This window comes from Desulfobacula sp. (assembly GCF_021107415.1).
Genome location: NZ_JAIOSW010000390.1, coordinates 1 through 20051, shown reverse-complemented (window position 1 = coordinate 20051; position 20051 = coordinate 1). Strand labels below are relative to the sequence as shown.

At 39.0% G+C, this 20051-nt stretch carries 10 protein-coding genes, 1 pseudogene and 1 riboswitch; of the genes and pseudogenes, 5 read left to right on the top strand and 6 right to left on the bottom strand.

Annotation, left to right across the window (positions count from 1 at the left end; all coding sequences use genetic code 11):
• The 3 genes from K8S13_RS19580 to K8S13_RS19570 all read left to right on the top strand — a co-directional run.
• Nucleotides 1–1171: nickel-dependent hydrogenase large subunit (locus tag K8S13_RS19580; RefSeq protein ID WP_291465218.1), on the top strand; the 1171-nt coding region annotated here is incomplete at its 5' end.
• A 128-nt stretch (nucleotides 1172–1299) separates the two neighbouring features.
• Nucleotides 1300–1767 carry a NiFeSe hydrogenase maturation protease gene (gene hysD / locus K8S13_RS19575; protein WP_291465216.1) on the top strand — a complete coding sequence of 156 codons (468 nt, stop codon included), beginning with the start codon at nucleotides 1300–1302 and terminating at the stop codon, nucleotides 1765–1767.
• 687 nt (nucleotides 1768–2454) lie between these two features.
• A riboswitch (cyclic di-GMP riboswitch) is annotated at nucleotides 2455–2530 on the top strand.
• Between the two features lie 39 nt (nucleotides 2531–2569).
• The gene (locus K8S13_RS19570) at nucleotides 2570–10378 is read left to right on the top strand and encodes a LamG-like jellyroll fold domain-containing protein (RefSeq protein WP_291465214.1); all 7809 of its coding nucleotides are present in this window, start codon (nucleotides 2570–2572) and stop codon (nucleotides 10376–10378) included.
• A 254-nt stretch (nucleotides 10379–10632) separates the two neighbouring features.
• Here the strand turns inward: K8S13_RS19570 and K8S13_RS19565 are convergent, their stop codons facing one another.
• The 6 genes from K8S13_RS19565 to K8S13_RS19540 all read right to left on the bottom strand — a co-directional run bounded on the left by K8S13_RS19565 (nucleotide 10633) and on the right by K8S13_RS19540 (nucleotide 18022).
• The gene (locus K8S13_RS19565) at nucleotides 10633–11436 is read right to left on the bottom strand and encodes a Fic family protein (RefSeq protein WP_291465213.1); all 804 of its coding nucleotides are present in this window, start codon (nucleotides 11434–11436) and stop codon (nucleotides 10633–10635) included.
• A gap of 16 nt (nucleotides 11437–11452) precedes the next feature.
• Nucleotides 11453–12463, bottom strand: a complete 1011-nt coding sequence (hypE, locus tag K8S13_RS19560) for a hydrogenase expression/formation protein HypE (RefSeq protein ID WP_291465211.1) — start codon at nucleotides 12461–12463, stop codon at nucleotides 11453–11455.
• Nucleotides 12464–12483: 20 nt separating this feature from the next.
• Nucleotides 12484–13569: a hydrogenase formation protein HypD gene (gene hypD / locus K8S13_RS19555; RefSeq protein ID WP_291465209.1), complete on the bottom strand. Its 1086-nt coding sequence runs from the start codon at nucleotides 13567–13569 to the stop codon at nucleotides 12484–12486.
• Nucleotides 13570–13585: 16 nt separating this feature from the next.
• Complete coding sequence (gene hypF / locus K8S13_RS19550) at nucleotides 13586–15907, bottom strand: carbamoyltransferase HypF (RefSeq protein ID WP_291465207.1); 2322 nt, start codon at nucleotides 15905–15907, stop codon at nucleotides 13586–13588.
• A gap of 6 nt (nucleotides 15908–15913) precedes the next feature.
• Nucleotides 15914–16165 (bottom strand): HypC/HybG/HupF family hydrogenase formation chaperone, encoded by a 252-nt coding sequence (locus K8S13_RS19545; protein WP_291465205.1) that lies wholly within the window; start codon nucleotides 16163–16165, stop codon nucleotides 15914–15916.
• 129 nt (nucleotides 16166–16294) lie between these two features.
• A complete protein-coding gene (locus K8S13_RS19540; RefSeq protein WP_291465204.1) occupies nucleotides 16295–18022 on the bottom strand; it encodes a SpoIIE family protein phosphatase in 1728 nt (575 codons plus the stop codon).
• A 198-nt stretch (nucleotides 18023–18220) separates the two neighbouring features.
• Here K8S13_RS19540 and K8S13_RS19535 point away from each other — a divergent pair, with 198 nt between their 5' ends.
• Entirely contained in the window at nucleotides 18221–19690 is a 1470-nt protein-coding gene (locus K8S13_RS19535) for an ATP-binding protein (protein ID WP_291465203.1), read from the top strand.
• Between the two features lie 111 nt (nucleotides 19691–19801).
• Nucleotides 19802–20051, top strand: a pseudogene (locus tag K8S13_RS19530) (radical SAM protein); the annotation flags it as partial.

The following is a 20051-nucleotide window of genomic DNA, read 5'->3' as shown; positions in this document are numbered from 1 at the left end:
CCTTCAATCCCATATTCTTCATTTCTATCATCTTGCAGCACTTGATTATGTCAATGGCCCTGATGTTGCACCATTTATTCCAAGATACACAAACAATGATGTCCGAGTGCCAAAAGAGGTCAATGACGTTGGTGTTGCACAGTATATTGAAGCCCTTGACATAAGAAAAGTCTGCCACGAAATGGTAGCACTTCTTGGCGGTAAAATGCCGCATGTTCAAGGTGTCGTTGTGGGTGGAACCACGGAGATTCCAACCAGAGAAGCGTTAAATGCCTATGCAGAGCGTTTCAAAAAAGTCAAAAAGTTTATCCTGGAAAAATATGTTCCCCTGGTTTACCTGCTTGCAGGTCCCTATGGAGATCTTCTAAAAACAGGTGGCGGCTATCAAAACTGTGTTGCCTGGGGTGTATTCCCAATGGATGACGCAGGCAATACCCTTCTGAAAAGAGGTGTTGTCACAGATGGAAAAGATTATCCGGTTGATCCGGCACTCATCAAAGAGTATGTAAAATATTCCTATTTTGATGATTCTACAACCGGCTTGAATCCTTCCGAGGGAAGAACGATTCCTGATCCTTATAAAGCAGATGCGTACAGCTTTATCAAGGCACCCAGATACAACGGCAAACCCCATGAAGCAGGTCCGCTCGCAAGAATGTGGGTTACCAATCCTGAACTGTCTAAAATTGGCCAGGAAAAACTGGGTGTTAAAAAAATGCGTGACATTGGTGATGCTGCTTTCTCTATTCTTGGAAGACACGTTGCAAGAGCAGAAGAAACCGCCATGGTTGCTGATGCTGTTGAACAATGGCTTTCAGAAGCACAACCCGGCAAAGAAACTTTTGTTCCTGCACCAATTCCTGATTCAGCAGAAGGTCTTGGACTTACAGAAGCACCTCGCGGTTGTCTTCTTCACTATGTTAATATTAAAGATAAAAAGATTGCAAATTACCAGATCACTTCGGCGACTATCTGGAATGCCAACCCAATGGATGACATGGGCCAGAGAGGACCAATGGAGCAAGCACTGATTGGTGTTCCGGTTCCTGATCCTGAAAATCCGGTGAATGTGGGGCGTTTAATCCGCTCCTTTGACCCCTGACTGGGTTGTGCCGTCCACGTGCTGGACGCAGACACTGGTAGAAAAATTAAAGTGGAAATTCCGCTATAATTTAAACTGATTTTTACTGGAACATAAGAGGGGATGAGATTTTTCATCCCCTCTTATGCTTGTATGAAAATATTTTTTGTATATCAGCTATGTTTTAGCAATTGTAAAAGAACGGAAATTTTAGATAAATGAAAAAACTATTGGTACTGGGTGTGGGCAATACCCTTATGATGGATGAAGGTGCAGGGGTTCATGCCATTAATGAATTCTTGAAAGAAAAAGAGAATTATGATGAAACTCTGGTTGATTTTATTGACGGGGGAACCTTTACCCAGGATATATTTTTCCTGTTTGAAAAATACGAACAACTGCTGGTACTGGATATTGTCAGGGCCGGGCATACGCCTGGCACCATCTACAGCCTTGATGAAGACGATCTGGTGAAAAATAAAAAACAGATGTTGTCTCTCCATGACGTTGATCTTCTGGACTCCCTGGATATGGCCCAGATGAGAGGCCACAGGCCCAAATTAAAGGTGGTTGGCATTGAACCCGACAAAATCAACTGGGGGACTGAAATGACTCCTGTTCTTGTCAAGGCTTTCCCATCTTTTATGAAAGTGGCAAAGAAACATATTGAAGCACTTTTAAAATAATATTTTGAAGGGATACTTAATCAATACCCGTTCCGGTATGGCTCACCTTACACTCCCTAGTGCCTGAACGATTTTTTACGTATGACCTTCAGGTTAAAGTTTCAAAGCCCTTCCATTTAACGGTGAAAACTGCGGCAGGTATGTCCTCAAACATTCCACCGTTTTAACAATCCAGGCCTTTAAACTTTTACAAAAATCGCAGACAATCCGGTCGTTGCAAGGAAAGCCACACCTGCACTGGCGGCTAAGATTTTCCCACTGATCATAACTCCCGCATGGGGAGTGACGCCTGCAAAAACAGATCACGAGCATAACATCGGAACACCGCAGCATGTTCCCGGTATTTGTTATTGATAATGCCCACCTCATGTGAAAAGAATCATTGATGGATATCTGTTCTCTGATGTTTAATTCTCAAAAGGAAACTGTAGCTGCAAGTTCAACGGAAATATTCAATGAATTAAACATAGGTAAAAACCCTATGAAAATATTTACTCAAAAGTATTACATTTATTTCCTAATTTTATAACTATTTTTACCTAACTCACTCTATCTCGTTTTATTAAATTATATTCATAATATTTATTATATAGCGGCAACCCTTGTTGACTATGTGCTCTGGTAAAATTGCTATTTTCTATTGCAATGCTGGAATAAACATTGCATGTTTACTATGAAAGTAAATTATGATGATAAAGCCAACTCAGTAAAACACTGGGACGGAAAGCTGCGGGTCTGAGATTGAGATAGCCGGGTTGCCATATTTTTTTATTTTGAACAACTGATCGATCGGAAAAAGTTTATGAAAAAATGGATTTTTTTAATGTTAACATGCGGCCTTCTGATTTTCACCGTGATACCTGCTTTAGCGTTTACTATTTATACAAGTAGCTATAGCGAAATGGACGTCATACGTGCAACCTGGTTGAGTGATCTTGGAATAAGCTCTCCAGAAGTTACTATTGATTTTGAGTCAGGTTTTTTAGATCAACAGAATATATTAAACACAACACTTTCTGGAGGATTGACTATTGCATCAAGCTCTGGTGGATACGCTTTTGTAACAGACAATTCCAATCAGCTTGGTTATGCAAATCCCATTGGAACATACGCGCTGGCAATGGATGAAGGCGATAACTATACTTTTAATTTCACTACACCCATTTCCTATTTTGGATTTTATATGATGGACAATAGTGAGACAACTTTAAGAATCAATTATTCCAATGGTTCAAGTGAAGACGTAATCATCCCTTACGGTGGTGCAAATGGTTACAACAGTAATTTCTTTGCGTTGATCTTTGACACATCAGTTTCCTCTCTTTACATTCCTGATTTAGAGGGGGGAGATGGCGAAGCAGGCTGTGATAATATTGAATTTGGTTCTGGTCCTTCATCTCATTTAACCATTACCAATCCCATTGATGACCAGACATGGTTCAAAAATCAAGAATATACAATAACTTGGGATAGCATAAATATAGTAGGAAATCTTAAAATTGAATTGTATAAAGGAGAATTATTAGTCCAAGAAATATCCTCTGAGTTAATAGACACAGGGAGTATAAATTACATTCCTCCTGCATATTTAAACGATGGGAACGATTATCACATCAGGGTTTCTACAAGTGACGGGAATATTGAAGATTTTAGTGATGGGTATTTTATCATTTGTTCGAATTCTAAAGTTAATGGAATCTCCGTTAATGCACACTGGTATAACTGGGCAAGTTCTTTTCCAGAATACCAAAGTTATATAAAAAGATTTGAGTTTGTAAGAGATGCTGCATGGTGGAGTCCATTAGAACCGTCTGATTATATCAATGAGTCCCAATGGGATAATGCTCAATGGAGCTATGAATATACAATCAATGCTGATATCTGTAACGAACCCACAACATATCAATCTGGCTACGATGAGCTTGTTAAAAAGTATCAAGACCCTGATTCACCAAACCTATTACTCCTATTAGATATTCATAATGAAACTATCGATTCAGATTCAAATAACATCACTTATCAGCAATATTATGACTATGTTTACCAAATTGTAGAAAGATATGACGGGGATGGATATAAAGATATGCCAGGACTTGTACGTCCTGTAATACATTTTGAAATTGGTAATGAGGTTGATGGTGGTTTACAGCACAGTCATGGTATTACGATTGAAAACTATGTAAATAATCGATTGATACCCGCATATAGAGCAGCCAAAGATGCTAATTCAAATGCAGTTGTATTAAATGCGGGGTTATTTTTAGGCGGTGATTCAGGGTTTGATACTTCATATTTTGAAAATATGCTAACTATAATTCAGAGTCAAAATGGTGAACAGAATAATTTTTTTATGGATATACTTTCTATCCATTACTACTATGATACCCAAAACCCTGAGTTTTTTGATCAAAATTACCAGCAAATCTCATCATTACTTTCTTCTTATAATCTTCATTCAAAACCGGTTTGGATTACAGAGATTGGTGTTGCTACTAAAAATGACGCAGGAGGAGAAATTAGAGAAGATGATCAAGCTTCAGTGCTTGTTCGTTTTTTTAACTTAATGAATCTTCCTGGTATTGAGAATATTTTTATTTATAACTTAAAAGATATTAATACGAGCATTCCAAACAATTGGGAAAATGTATATGGATTGTATAAAGCAGAATGTACTGGAGGTTTAGAAATAATTACTCCAAAGCTATCGATAAAAGCCATGGATATTTTCTATGAAAAAACTGAAGGATTAACTTTTGAGGGGACCAATTCAGAAGCTGAGCAAAATAATGGTATCTATAAAATTTTTTATGGGAATGACCGAAAAAAAACACAAGTTATTTGGTATACTGAATTTGATCAAACAGGAATAAACCCAGACTATTCCAGTGAAACAATATCACATACCGTTGCTTTGGATCACAATGATGCAATTCTCTATGATATGCTTGGAAATGTTATAAACGAAAACTTAGAAAATCAATCAGAAATAACTATAGGAGAGCAGCCACAGTACATAGAAATTTCAAACCATTTGTATGATGGACTTGTTGCCTATTACCCCTTTAATGGTAATGCCAATGATGAAAGCGGGAATGGAAACCATGGAACGGAGCAAGGTGGGGTAGCATTAACAATAGATCGGTTTGGAAATACTAATAGTGCTTATTCCTTTGATGGAGTAGATGATAAAATTGAAGTGCTTCATAATTCAATCTTAAATTTTGGTGAAGGAGATTTTTCTATTGGTTTATGGGTAAAAGGTAGTAGCATTGTAAATGCGGCTCCAACAAGAATTCTTGGTAAACGTAGTTTGCCTGAATTAGGGTACGTATTTTACCATACATCGAACTATTTAGGGTTTCAATTAGGGGATGGTGTATCGTACACGAATTATGATTCAAATTTTTCAATTGATAGTGATGACATATGGATAAATATTTTTGTTTCAATTGACAGAAATCAAATAAACGGGGGTAAATTTTATGTAAATGGGAATCTTGTTTATGTTTTTGATCCCACCGATCAACAAAATTCAATTGATAATTCTGGTAACTTATTAATTGGCGGTCATCCAAATCATCTAAACTCGCATTTTAGTGGAATACTTGATGACGCGCGCATTTACAACCGCGCCCTCACCGAAGATGAAATCAAGGCATTATACAATGAAGATGACTGGGATACTGATTTCGACGGAATTCCTAATGATGGAGATCAAAGTGGTGTAGAAGGGGATAATCCATGTATTGGTGGTCAAACACAAAATTGTGACGATAACTGCCAGGATTATGCCAACCCAGATCAGGCTGACACAGACAACGATGGTATCGGTGATGTCTGTGAAGTTAACTTGAATGATGGACTTGTGGCGCACTATCCGTTTAATGGCAATGCTGATGATGAAAGTGGGAATGGGAATGATGGAACTGTTAATGGCGGGGTTTCTTTAACTATAGATAGATTCGGGAACCCAGAGAGTGCGTATAGTTTTGATGGTATTGATGATTATGTTGCAGCAAATTCAGGCAATATAAATACTGGAGATAGTTATACCCTATCCTTTTGGATGAATTTTAATTGGCAACCTCATAGGATTTGGGGTCCATCTTTTGGACATAATAAAACCTCATGTGATAACAATGGATATTGTTTTCTTATAAATACAAATGACGAAGATTATGGCTTCTTAGAGGGACTTGTTCAAAGTGGGCCAAAATGTAACCCAGAAGCCAGCAATCGATTTGATATAGGATATCTACAGGGACAATGGGTCCATGTTGTAGCTTTATGTGATACAGATGGTATGTTGATAAAAACTTATATCAACACCGTGCTTAAAAGTGAAAAATCATATATTGAACACCCCATCATGGAGAATAATAATTTATTACTCGGACAATACGGAGGTATTATTGAACATGCGGAGAGGAATTCTTATTTCAAAGGTTCGCTCGACGATATCCGTATTTACAATAGAGTCCTTTCTCAAACTGAGATAAGTACTCTATATAATGAAAATACCGAAACGACACATTATCTTATTAATTTCGATGATTTATCTGAAGGATCATCTCTTACTGATCAATACCAACCCTTGGGTGCTATTTTTTCATCAAATGGCTTATTGGAAATAACTCATGAAGATACCCACGCCCAAGCAATATCTGTCCCAAATATATTACGTCCAAGTGCACCTAATGGAGTGCAAAGTACTCTACAAATATACTTTCCTATTCCAGCAGATGATGTTTCGACCTGGTTACTTGGTGTTGGTGAATGGAGTGTACAGATAAAAGCCTTTGACAAAGAAAACAACCTTTTAGAAACAATCAATATAGAGAATCCAGGTAGTGGTTATGGTTTGGAAAATAAAGATTATATCTCCTTTAATACCAGTCAAATAAGCTATGTAAGCTTTATTCATGGACCAGACCAATGGAATGATGATGGGTATTCTATTGATGATCTTGCATATTCAATAACTAATAATTTTTTTGATACTGATGGCGATGGCTATTATGACCATTCTGACGCTTTCCCTAACGACCCCAATGAATGGCTCGATACAGACACCGATGGCATGGGCAACAATGCAGACACCGACGATGACAATGATGGATACGTTGATATTATAGATGCATTCCCATTAGATCAGACTGAATGGTTAGACACAGATCAGGATGGTACCGGAGACAATTCAGACACTGATGACGATGGAGATGGTTTTGATGATGGTGTGGATAATTGTCCTATGATATCAAACTCAGATCAAGCCGATGCAGATGGTGATGGCATTGGGGATGCCTGTGATAACTATGATAACAGCCTTGTCGCCTATTATCCTTTCAACGGTAGTGCAAATGATGAGAGTGGTAATGGAAATCATGGATTCGAAAATGGCAGTGTGACTTTAACAACAGATCGGTTTGGTAATGTGAATAGCGCTTATAGCTTTGATGGGATCGATGATTTTATAAAAACGGATTCAAAAATTTGGGGTTTTGATACAACCACAACAGTTTGCGCATGGATACAAACCACTTCTACCGGTGCAATTATTTCATTATCTCATGATTATGTTGAGGATGAACTCTTACTAACCTCTGACTGGCAGGAGAATATGGGAATTATCAACCACAAAAGATATAGTGATTTTAATGTCAGATATACAAATGATGCTTTTGATGATGGAGAATGGCATTTCATAGTTGGTCAATTAACTGGTAGTGGTCAATGTTCTAATCTAAAACTTTTTATTGATGGTGTTGAAATTATAGGATCTTGTGTCAGTAATCATCCAGATATTGTAGATACACTTCCAAGGATTCTTAGAATAGGATCACGTACTGATTCAGGGTATCGCTCCTTTGAGGGGGTAATTGATGATGTCCGAATCTATAATCGTGCCCTATCCGCAACAGAAATTCACAATTTATACATAAAACAGCCTGAGCAAACACCCAAGCTTAATCTCACTTATCCAAGAGGGGGTGAAGTTTTAAACAAAAATAAAGAATATTTTATTACATGGAATGGTACAAATATTACAACTCCAATGCAAATAGATTTATATAAAGGTAATACAAATATTTTACAACTCGCAGCAGCAGCTGATTTTATTGATGGCGAGCACCCTTTCATACCACCTGATTATTTAGATGACGGAGGAGACTATCGCATTGGAATAAGTGCTGAGAATGGTACAGTTTGGTTCTTTTCCGATACATTTCATATTAGAATTGATGTAAATGCGCAAATCGTTACTATTAATCCCCAGGCAACTGATTCAATCTATGAAAATTTCTTCCCGAGCCAAAATCCTGAAAACCTTATTGAGGGTGGTGTTGAATCAACTATTATTGCTGCTGATGGTATAAGTAAACTAATAATCAGAATCAAATCAGATATTCCAGGTAATGTAACTGTTTCTGAAGTTGAAAATAATTTTAAAAATGGTTCCTTATCAACGATCGAAAATCATATGCAAGATACGTATCAATCATCGGTTACAGTACCGTTGGCACTCTATGGTGATGAATACATTGCGATTGTTGTTTATAAAGCTCCAGAAGATTTTACAATTCCTGGCTATCAAAACAGTTTAACAAGACCAATCATTTTAGACGTTGTTTATCCTGGTGGGTCTGGCAGTATTGATTTAACGCTTCGAAGGCCACCAATTGTCCTATCCCATGGTCTTTGGTCAAATCCATATGCGATTAAAAATGCCGCCTTTGATACAAACCTTTGGGATCGATTTGACAATTCCGGGGAAAATATAAATGATTATATCCTGCTAAATGATTGTACAAAATTTAATGCTGACAGCTTTTCCCTTGCAGGGAGATGCACCAAAGAAAATGTTAAAAATTATCTCAATTTTTTAAGAAAAAAAGGGATAACTGTGACAAAGGTTGATTATATGGGTCACAGTATGGGAGGTATTTGGGGACGTTGGATAATTGATAAATTCAGCAATAATAAATTTACCTATGATAAAGGTTATGTCCATAAATTGATTACCTTGGATACTCCTCACGCAGGATCTTTTGTTGCAGATATTGGACAGTATGTAATTGATAATGCAGATTTTTATATATGGGGAATAGGGTTGAATGCAAAAGATTATTTAGCAAGTATTGCAATTGAACACAATCATCCTATAACATATGGAGCAATTGAAAATCTGACATCTTATGGGTGCGCAGAGTTTTTAAACGCAGTAAATGTCCCAACTCATGCCATGGTTGGGAATAAATATATCGACACTTCATGTGTTTTGCTTTCCATTGGAACTCTCATTCCAGATCCACATACTAAAGCTGTCGCCAGTATCTTAAAAACATCTGAAAAAATATTAAAAAAAATAAATCCTGACTTTGGTTGTGAAAACTGGTTTGATGTTTTTGATTTTGGAAGCAACATGGATTATGTCGTTGGATTTGAGAGCCAGACTGGAGGATTGGATGTTCAAAACACAACAGAATTTGATCATTGGCATATGGCTTGTTTTAATAACGATGTTAATACAACTTTATTTAATCTGTTAAATTTCAGTGTTGAAGATGCGTCATTTGCAGAGGGTTTTCAAGCAAGTGCAAATATAGTAAATTTAGGTCTATTTAGTCCTCAAGAAGTTTTAACAAAAGGTTTAATTTCAAAAGAAGACACGCCGCCTGAGAATGGTGAAGGTATAATTTTTATAAAACCCATTGATGGATCTTCGGTATTACCTGGTGCTGTTTTAAATATTGAGATACAGACAATAGGCGGACTGATTTTATCCGACCTTTTGTTAACAGCACCTGGATCGAATCCAATTGAATTTTTCACTTCTCCATATATTACCACTATAAATGTTCCCCAAAATGCTTATGGTGGTTTCATCATAACAGCACTCGGAGAGGGAACTGATGGAGAAATTTATGGTTCCTCAATAACTTTGAATATCAACAATCAAGCTGTTTTGAATAGTATTTTAATTAATCCGCAAACATTGAGCTTGGAAACAAATGAAGAATTAACCATTCAGCTAAAGGGATTGTATTCAGACAGTACCAATAGAATTTTAAACCCAGAAGCTGAAAATATTACATTTGAATGTAGTAATAAAAGCATTTTAACAATTGATCCTATGGGTTTATGCAAAGCAGTTTCACCTGGGAATACATTTGTAACAGTTAAGATTCCTGGTAAAAACCCAATGATAATATGGGTTTCAGTAACGAACCCATATATGGACGCTGAGTTTAACTCTGACAAAGTTGTTGGCAAAGCTCCTTTAACGGTACAATTTACAAATCATTCAGCTGGATCTTTTTATGAATGTGAATGGGATTTTGGTGATGGGCAGGCGAGTAATGAATTTTCTCCTCATCACATCTATGATTCTATTGGAGAATATAATGTAAAATTGACTATTAAGAATGGAGAAGAATACACAAACATTGAAACGAAAAATGGTTTCATAAAAATTGTTGAACTCATTGCAGACTTTGAACCAGATGGTGATGTTGATGGAAATGACCTCGCTGATTTTGCAGGACAGCTTGTAGCTGGAACAAATACAATAACAATTCAAGAATTTGCAGCTGAGTTTGGAAAAAAATAAAGTGCCACCTTAATTTTCCCGTGGCAAGGATTATTTTTATACCCTGTTTGTGGATGTAATTTAATACTATAGTAGCTCAATTATAGGTTAGCCTCCGGGCGCATAAAAAAATAAGGCCAGACGTTGCAGTTTTTTCGATTTTTATTTTTTTAAAAAAAAATTAAATCTTATTTCAGCATTGAACCTGTTCAGGCTTTGGGGTCCACCGTAATCTTCGGCGTATTTACTCATTGTTGGGCTTTTTCCCACTATTTCTACCGGCTCCGCTGCGTTTGTCTGATCTCTTCTACCAGGGCAAGAGTTTCCCTCCAAGCCTGTTCACAGAATATAATAAAGAGCTTCAACGCATACTGATTCGGAAGCAATGATTCTCCCGTCTTTATCTGCCCTGCAGAAAAATGATAGGCAGACAAGGCATCAATATACTGTTTGCGCTGTTGTCGGGGAATAATAATAGGTGGCAGCCCTGACTTAAGAACCGGGATATTGGCAATCAGTCTGGCCAAGCGGCCATTCCCGTCAAAAAAGGGATGAATGCGAACAAAGGCAACATGCAATTGCACATATGCCATCAGTGCCTGTTTCCTGTCATTAGATTTCAAAGACTGATCAATCTCACGATACAAATCAAACCAACTTTCCATCAGAAAAGAAACATCATCAGGAGGAGCATATTCGAAAACGACCTGCTTATCATCAACAACAGCAACAGTGGAATTTGGTTCCTTTTTCCATCCACCAATGGGCTTATACACATCTACAATTTCTTTAGTCTGCACTGCCTTGTGAAGAGAAAACAATTCCTTTTTTGTAAAAGCCGTTTCGTTTTGTATTAGATCATAGACCAGGTCAATAGCCCTGGCATGCCCCACCACCTCTTCATGGTCTTTTAAAGGTTTTCCGGATATTGTCAATCCCTCTTCCAGCACAAAGGCTGTCTCACCAAGGGTCAGCGTATTTCCTTCAATGGCCGTGGATGTGTGAGTCCACAGGTTACGCAGCTGGATCAAAAGTGCTTTGCGAAGGTCATTATCGAGACCATGGAGAAAATTCAGCATTGTTAATTCCCTCTGTTTAACAGATTCTTGGAAGCTGTTCACCTGTCAGCATATCAATAATTCTCAACCCGCCAATGGCGGTTTGCAGAAAGACCTTGCCGGGATCTTTTTCTATCACTTCACCAATCATCACGGCATCTTTACCAAATTCATCCTGTTGAATAATCTCAAGTACTTTTTGGGCATCCTTTTGCGGCACAAAGGTAATCAATTTGCCTTCATTGGCAATATATAAGGGATCAAACCCTAAAAGCTCACAGATTCCCTGGACAGGTCCCCTGATGGGCAGGGACTGCTCATCTATTTTAATGCCCACCTGGGATTGTGAAGCAATTTCGTTTAAGGTGGTTCCAAGCCCGCCCCTTGTGGGATCCCTCAGCACATGGATATCACAGTCAGACTGGATAATGGACTGCACCATCTTGTTTAACGGGGCTGAATCGGTTTTAATATCAGAATCAAACTTCAGACCTTCCCTTGTGCTTAAGACTGTAATACCGTGATCTGCAATCGTACCACTGATAATGATTTTATCTCCGGGTTCTGCATTACTTCCTGACACGTTGACATCAGGAGGAATGATACCGATACCGGATGTATTGATAAATATCTTGTCGGCCTTTCCCCTGGGAACAACCTTGGTATCACCGGTTACAATCTTGACTCCAGCCTTTTTAGCAGCAGCCGCCATGGTTTCAAGGATGATCTTGAAATCTTTTATGGGCAGTCCTTCTTCTAAGATCAGGCCCACGCTGATAAATTCAGGCATGGCACCGCACATGGAGATATCATTGATTGTCCCGTTTACAGCCAAATCACCAATATTCCCGCCGGGAAAGAAAATGGGATCAACCACATAAGAATCTGTTGAAAAAGCAAGCTTTGTGCCTTTAATATCCAGGGTTGCCCCGTCATCCTGCTTTGATAATTCAGGATTTTCAAACAAGGGCAGAATCATATCGGAAAACATTGAATGGGAGACTTTTCCCCCGGAACCATGGTCTAATAGTATTTTTTCTTCAGTCATTTTTCTTCCTGTTTTTTTGCCTAACTATATCTATAAAATGCAGCACAAGCCCCTTCACTTGAGACCATACAGGGTCCCACAGGATTCATGGGGGTACATTTTTTCTTATAAAGAGGGCATTCTTCCGGTGTTTTTAATCCCATGAGAATCTCCCCGCAGGCGCAGCCTTTTGGTTCCGGTGTATCGGGCATATCCATCTCAAATTTTATGGCGGCATCAAACTTTTGATACTCTTTTTTCAATTCCATGCCACTTGAAGGGATTTCCCCGATCCCTCGCCACGAAGCATTGCAAACCTCAAAAATCTGGTTCATGATCTGTTTTGCCTTTACATTCCCCTGATCGGATACTGCCCTTGGGTATGCATTTTCAAGGGCGGGTTTTCCCGCCTCATTCTGCTGAATTAAAAGAAGAACGGCCTTTAGAATATCAATGGGTTCGAATCCTGCAATCACAGACGGTATATCATATTTTTCAAATGTGTCCCTGTAGGCATTGGTTCCTGTAATCACTGAAACATGGCCAGGCAAGATAAACCCGTCAATCTCGACCCCGTCTGTTTCCATCAAGGCGGCAAGGGCCGGCGGTGTGAGTTTATTGGCTGAATAAATGGAAAAATTATCTAGTTTTCCCTGGATTCCCATGAGAATGCCGGCTGCAATGGTGGGAATGGTTGTTTCAAATCCCACGCCACAAAACACAACTTCTTTATCCTTATTTTCCCTGGCAATATTTACGGCATCAAAGACCGAATAGACAATCCTCACATCAGCCCCACATGCTTTTTCCTTTGTAAGGGTTGAACTTGACCCCGGCACTTTCATAAGATCGCCAAAGGTTGTCACAATCACATTCTTAACCCTTGCAAACTCCACAAACGCATCAATATCTTTCTGTGCGGTCACGCATACAGGGCAGCCCGGACCTGAAAGAAGCGTAATGCCTTGGGGCAGAACACTCCTGATGCCATGCCTGAAAATGGACGTGGTATGGGTTCCGCAAACCTCCATCAGTCGTAAGTCTTTTTTACTGACAGATTGAATTTTTTTTACAAGATCCCTTGCAAGAGAACCATCCCTGTATTCTTCAATATATTTTAAAGCCATATTTTAACCTGTTTTTTTAATTGGCCTCCAAAGCAGCAGCAACTACTGCCTGACCTAATGAGATTCCACCATCCCCGGTTGGAACCTTTGTGTGTGTATATACCTTAAGGTTCTTTTCTTCAAGGGTCCTGATCATTGAATTCAGGATGATATCATTATTAAATACCCCTCCTGAGAGAACAATTTTTCCGATGCCTGTTTCTTTGCTTACACTGACCGCTGCACTTGCAAATGCTTGAACAATTGTATTATGGAACTTTGAACTGATGATGCCCAGAGACGTATTCTCTTTTAAATCACCTGTTATTTGCCGGATACAGGGAATCATATCGATTTCAAAGGATGTATCCCTGTCATCATTGATTTTTCTTAAGATATCAAACCTATAGACATCTTCTGTCAACTCCCTATCTGCAACGGCTTCAAGTTCCATTGCGGCCTGACTTTCATGGGAAACCCTATGCCGGATACAAAGAAGAGAAGAAACCGCATCAAACAGCCTTCCTGCACTGGATGTCAAAGGTGAGTTCAGGTCTTTTTCCATCATCTGGTATACAAAGGACAGGTTTTCTTTTTTCATCTCTTTTATATAGGGTATATCCATATCAAAAACCTCATCTCCAAAAGCCTGATAAAGAACCGATGCCGCCATGCGCCAGGGTTCTATAACAGCAGCATCCCCACCCGGCATTTTAATATAGGAAAGGTGTGCTTTTCTTTTAAACTCTTTTTGCGTGCATAAAAGGATTTCCCCGCCCCAGATATGGCCGTCTGTCCCATAGCCCGTACCATCAAGAGTTATGGCAATAGCCTCGCCGTCAAGGTCGTTTTCTGCCATACAGGCCACAGCATGGGCATGGTGATGTTGAACTGCCACCTTTTTCACATTATTTTGTGCTTTGGCGTAATCAGTACTCATATAGCCCGGGTGCATGTCATGGGCAATGATCTCAGGTTGAATGTCCAGGATATCTTTTAAATGATTAATACTGTCCTGAAAAAAGTCATATACCTTTTTATTATCCAGATCCCCGATGTGCTGACTTAAAAAGACATCATTATTCCGGGTCAAGCAGACTGTACTCTTAAGCCCTCCCCCGCAGCCCAGGATCTTTGGCATTTTTTTGTTTAAAGATATTGGCAAAGGGGCATACCCCCTTGAGCGCCTTATAAATCTTGGTTCACCTGCCTGGACCCTGGCAATGGAATCATCTGCCCGAAAATAGATATCCCGATTGTGCAATAAAAAATAATCGGCAATATGGGAAAAGGCATCCAAAGCATCATTATTATCAATGGAAAGCGGCTCTCCTGATCGGTTGCCGCTGGTCATCACCAGCACATCCGGTCCCTTTTCAAGCAATAAATAGTGCAATGGCGTATAGGGCAGCATGATCCCGAGACAATTGTTAAAGGGTGCTGCATCCGGTGCAAGTCCTTTAATATCGTCCTGCCTGACATTCTTCTTGTTCAGCAGGACAATGGGCCTGTGATAGGACTCTAAGAGTTGTTTTTCCTCAGGGGTTACATGAACATGATCAAACAGGACAGATGCTGATTCTGCCATTAGAGCAAAGGGTTTATGGGGCCTTGTTTTTCTGAGTCTTAAACTTTGAACAGCCTCCTGGTTGGATGCATCACAGGCCAGATGAAATCCGCCAAGTCCCTTTACCGCAACAATCTTACCCTGGCTTAAATATTGTGCGGCAAGAGATATGGCTTCTTTTGAATCCGAACCGATCTTTTTACCTTTATTGTCGGTTAAAAAAACGTGTGGACCACATTCAGGACATGCGTTGGGCTGGGCATGGAATCTTCTGTTTAACGGATTATCATACTCGTGCTGACATCTTGTACACATCTTAAACTGCTTCATGGACGTTTTGGGCCTGTCATAGGGGATATCTTCAATAATGGTATATCTTGGACCGCAATTGGTGCAATTGATAAACGGATATTCATACCGCCTGTCGCAAGGATCTTTCATTTCAGCCAGACAGTCAGGACAGATAGTTACATCGGGAGAAATTAAAGTGGTACGACCTTTGGAAGAAATACTTTTCACAATTTGAAACAAAGAAAAATTATGAGGATGAGTATCAAAGGATTCAATCCTTGTCACACAAGCAAGCAAAGGACTTTTATGATAAATATCATGGGTAAACTTCTCAATATTTTTAAGCGTGCCTTCCACAATAGCGAGTACACCGCCAGCAGTATTGGAGACCTCGCCTTTGAGATGATATTGTTTGGCCAGAACAAATAAAAATGGCCGAAAACCAACACCTTGAACCACTCCGCTGATTTCCAGCCTTTTTGCAGCTAATGAACCGTTCATAAAGGCTTATAGATGGTCATTCAAACCATTTCCCTGTTGGGCGTCTGCAGCCAGGATATTGCGCATATCCTCCAGGGTTTGAAGGGCAGCCTCTTCATCAATCTTACTGATGGCAAATCCTGCATGGACAATAACATAATCTCCGATTTTTGCATCATCAAGGAGCATGATGCTGGTTTCCCGGATCACACCATCCACATCCACTTTGGCAACCGTGTCATTGATTTCAATAATTTTAGACGGAACCGCTAAACACATATATTTACACCTATTCCTTTTAAATAATAAAAGGTTAATATAACACAAGATTTCAATTGGGCAAACCTTATTTTATTTTCACATGATCATTGTTTTATAAACAGAAAAATGGAGTTTATAACCAAATTTTTATATGATTCCATCAGATATATTACAAACTTTTATTATAATAAGCGTGGCATCATCTTGACGTTTTTCTTCTTTGAGAAACTGATTTAGTGCGTCAATAATTGATTTTAATATCTCTTGAGAAGATAAATGGGCATTTTCCCGTATAATCCTGCACAATTTCTCTTTTCCAAATCTTTCTCCATTAAAATTTCTGGCTTCCCAGATACCGTCTGTATAAAGAACGGCAATATGTCTATCTGATATTCCTGAAATTTCATTTTCCTTATATTGCCATGATTCATCGACTCCCAGGGCGATACCTTCTCCTTTAAGTTCAATAAAATCCTTTTTTTGGGAATCATATAACATTGCCGGATCATGTCCTGCCCTCACCCATTTCAGGCATTTTTTCACTGTGTTCATCTCAATACCGAAAAGGGTTATAAAATTACCGGAATCTTTTACATCTTCACATAAATGACGGTTAACATCAGATGCGACTTGAGCCAGGTTTCCCGGCATGGATGATCGCTGGCGAAACAGGGCTCTTGAAGTTGCCATGAGAAGCGCCGAGGAAATTCCATGCCCGGAAACATCACCCAAAACGATTCGAATGCGATCTTTTTGATTATCTTCCGGCAAAAGATAATCAAAATAATCGCCCCCGGTTTCATCACAATAGATACTGGTACCGGCAATATCAAGTCCGGGAATTTCAGGATTTTGTCTGGGCAGCAGATTCTGTTGAATTTCCCTTGCCAGATCCAGAGAGCGCTGTATAATTTTCTTTTCCTGAAGGCCTCTGGTCATTTCATTCACCACATCCCCGGCATAACCGATTTCATCGTTGGACATGATTTGAACTTTTTCATCAAAGCGTCCTTTTTGAACGCCCCGAAGCACCCTGACCAGATCGTTAATCGGATCAACGATATTATGACTGAGCAGCCGGTTTAATTCCCTTGAAAAGATCAAAGTACAAATAAACAATACAAAGGTAAAAAGAATGATCCCGCGACCGTAGGTAATGGCAGAAACCGGACATGTCTCAACTTCCCATTGGAGTGTCAATAATGTCACCAGCAAAATAGTGAGAGGAATCACTGCACCCAACCGGTTTGCCAATATAATCCGTTTGGATATGGATATTTTTGCTGTTCCTTTCAGTTTACTTAATTGGCCTTCTGGGAAAAAAAAGGGGATCAGTCGTTTGCGTGAAAAGGCTTCTATTCTCTGGGATGCAATGGCAGAAGCAATTAAGCCCACCATGCTGGCCCTGGCTGAAAGAATAATTGCCGTTCGATGATCTATCATTCCCGTGAGAACTGTGAACAAGCCAATAAAACCCGGGATCAAAATCCACATAAATACATTAACGGGAATAAAGAGAAAATGCAGGTTTAAAAGCCGTTTTTGAGCAGCTTCAATCTGTTCTGGTTTAGGTGTAGATCCTTTTTTGAAAAGAACTAAACATGCAGAGATGGGCTTTAGCATTTGACCAATCGTTTTAATGACGGCGAAATATGAAAGAGTGAGGACTAAAAGCAGCCTGGGGAAAAAAGATTTTAGTACAAATTCCAATGTCAAGACTTGATCCAGTCCCAGAATGCGATCTTGAATTGAGTCAAGCGGGGTAAAAAAGTTAAGAATGACTACAACCAGCACACCAATTGTTATTGCTGCAAGCCCGATAACATAATAAGGGGTCAATGTAATTTCTGATACATTTATTTTTGATGCAGTCATATCCGAGGCCATAACCTTGTGGACCTTTCAATTATTTTTATACCATGCATCCGTATTGATGCCTGCCGGATGCCAATTTGTCAAAAAAACTATGTGTTGTGATATAAAAAGTCAAGGGATAAAAGACATAAAAAACTTTAAAATGGCTTGACTTTTATATGCTACTCCTATCTTAATATTTCCTTAGAGACCAGTATTATGAAGCTGACTATATATAAAAAAATGATAATGGGTTTTAGTGCCATTATTACAATAATGATCATCTCCAGCGCTTATGTATTATTTGAACTGAATACTGTAGCAAATGGGGCAAAAATCATCCTTAGCTCAAATGTCAGGATTCAGGAACTTGCAAGACAATTGCAAGCCATTATTCAGGATGAAAACGGATATGCCGGAAAATATTTGATTTCAAATGATGAAACCTATTTTTCTTTGTTTATTGAAACCAGCAAACAGGTTGATCAAAATTTAAATTTATTGCTTAAAAAACAATCTTCCCATGAAGAGCAGTCATTGATATATAGAATGCAAAAAGCTCATGACACTCTTGTTGCCCACATACAGAATAAAAAACCGGAAACAAATGCAAACCAGAAACAAATAAGACAGAAAAATATCGCTATACTTCTTGATTCTCTTGATATTCTTATCAGTAAGAACCACTCTTCCATCGAAAAAAAGATGATCCGTATTGAGTCTATAACAGCCCGTTCTGTTAAAGTCGCCCTGTTATTAATCGCAGGAACTTTGTTTGCCGCGATAACAGCTGCCTTAATCATTACCCGTACCATTACCAGGCCCATAGGTGACCTGATTAAGGGGACTGAACAAATTGCCCGTGGTAAATTTGAAAAAATCCTTGTATCTTCTCATGATGAAATCGCTCTGCTTGCAGATGCAGTCAATGATATGAGTGCTAAAATAAATGATGTAAATGAACTGAAAACTCAAATGATGCAACAGATTTCCCATGAGCTTAAAACCCCCCTTCAGGCAATGCAGTCAGCCCATGATGTTTTAAAGGTATCAAAATCAGTGAAGGACAGCCAGATTAAAATGCTTGATGTATTTGACAGGGGCATCGATAAAATAGCAAATTTCAGTAAACAATACCTTGATCTTGCAAAAATTGAATCCGGAGTCATGCAATACAACATGGAATTGTCCGATCTCCCTAAAATCGTCGAGCCTATTGTAGATGATGCAAAACTTATTGCTGCATCAAAAAATATCGATTTAGAGCTGAATTTTGATGCAGTTCCCAGGGTCATGGCAGATTCGGAAAAAATTTCAATTATTATCAGTAATCTGATCAGCAATGCGATTAAATACACGCCAAAAAATGGAAAGATTGTGGTGAGCATAGTACCCTGTGATCTGGGAGTTCAGGTAAAGGTTCAGGACTCGGGAATCGGTATCAACCAGGATGAAATTCCCAATATATTTGAAAGGTTTTATCAGGCCAGTAATATAAAAAAAATAGCGTGTACTGGATCAGGAGTAGGCTTGGCCATTGTCAAGGCTTATACAGAAGGGCATGGCGGAAAAATTTATGTTGAAAGCAGACCTGATCAGGGATCATTATTTAAAGTTGAATTTCCAATTATGAATAACAAACCATTAAAGGCTCCGGCAGAGCCTTTAAGTCTGAGTGAAAATGATTGATTTCATACAACAATTCAATCCCGTTATGCAGGCATTCATTGCCACACTCTTTACCTGGAGTGATAGGAGAAAGATATCGGTTACATTAATAAAAACATTCTGACGGCTGTTGTGGCTACAGAAAACGGAGACATTTTTGAACTGGAAGGCTATGGTGCCGCAGGCATGTCCGGCAACACACCTGTTGTGTTGAAGAAAGGACAGACCGTGACCATACCCCATGGCAGTGAACTCATGATGCTGCCCCAGAGAAAGCCCATTGTCTATAATATTGTAAAAAACAAATTTGAAATTATTGAAGACAACCCGTTTGACCCGGGAGAAAAAATATTCCCTGTTGCCGTGTTTAACTCGCCGGGAT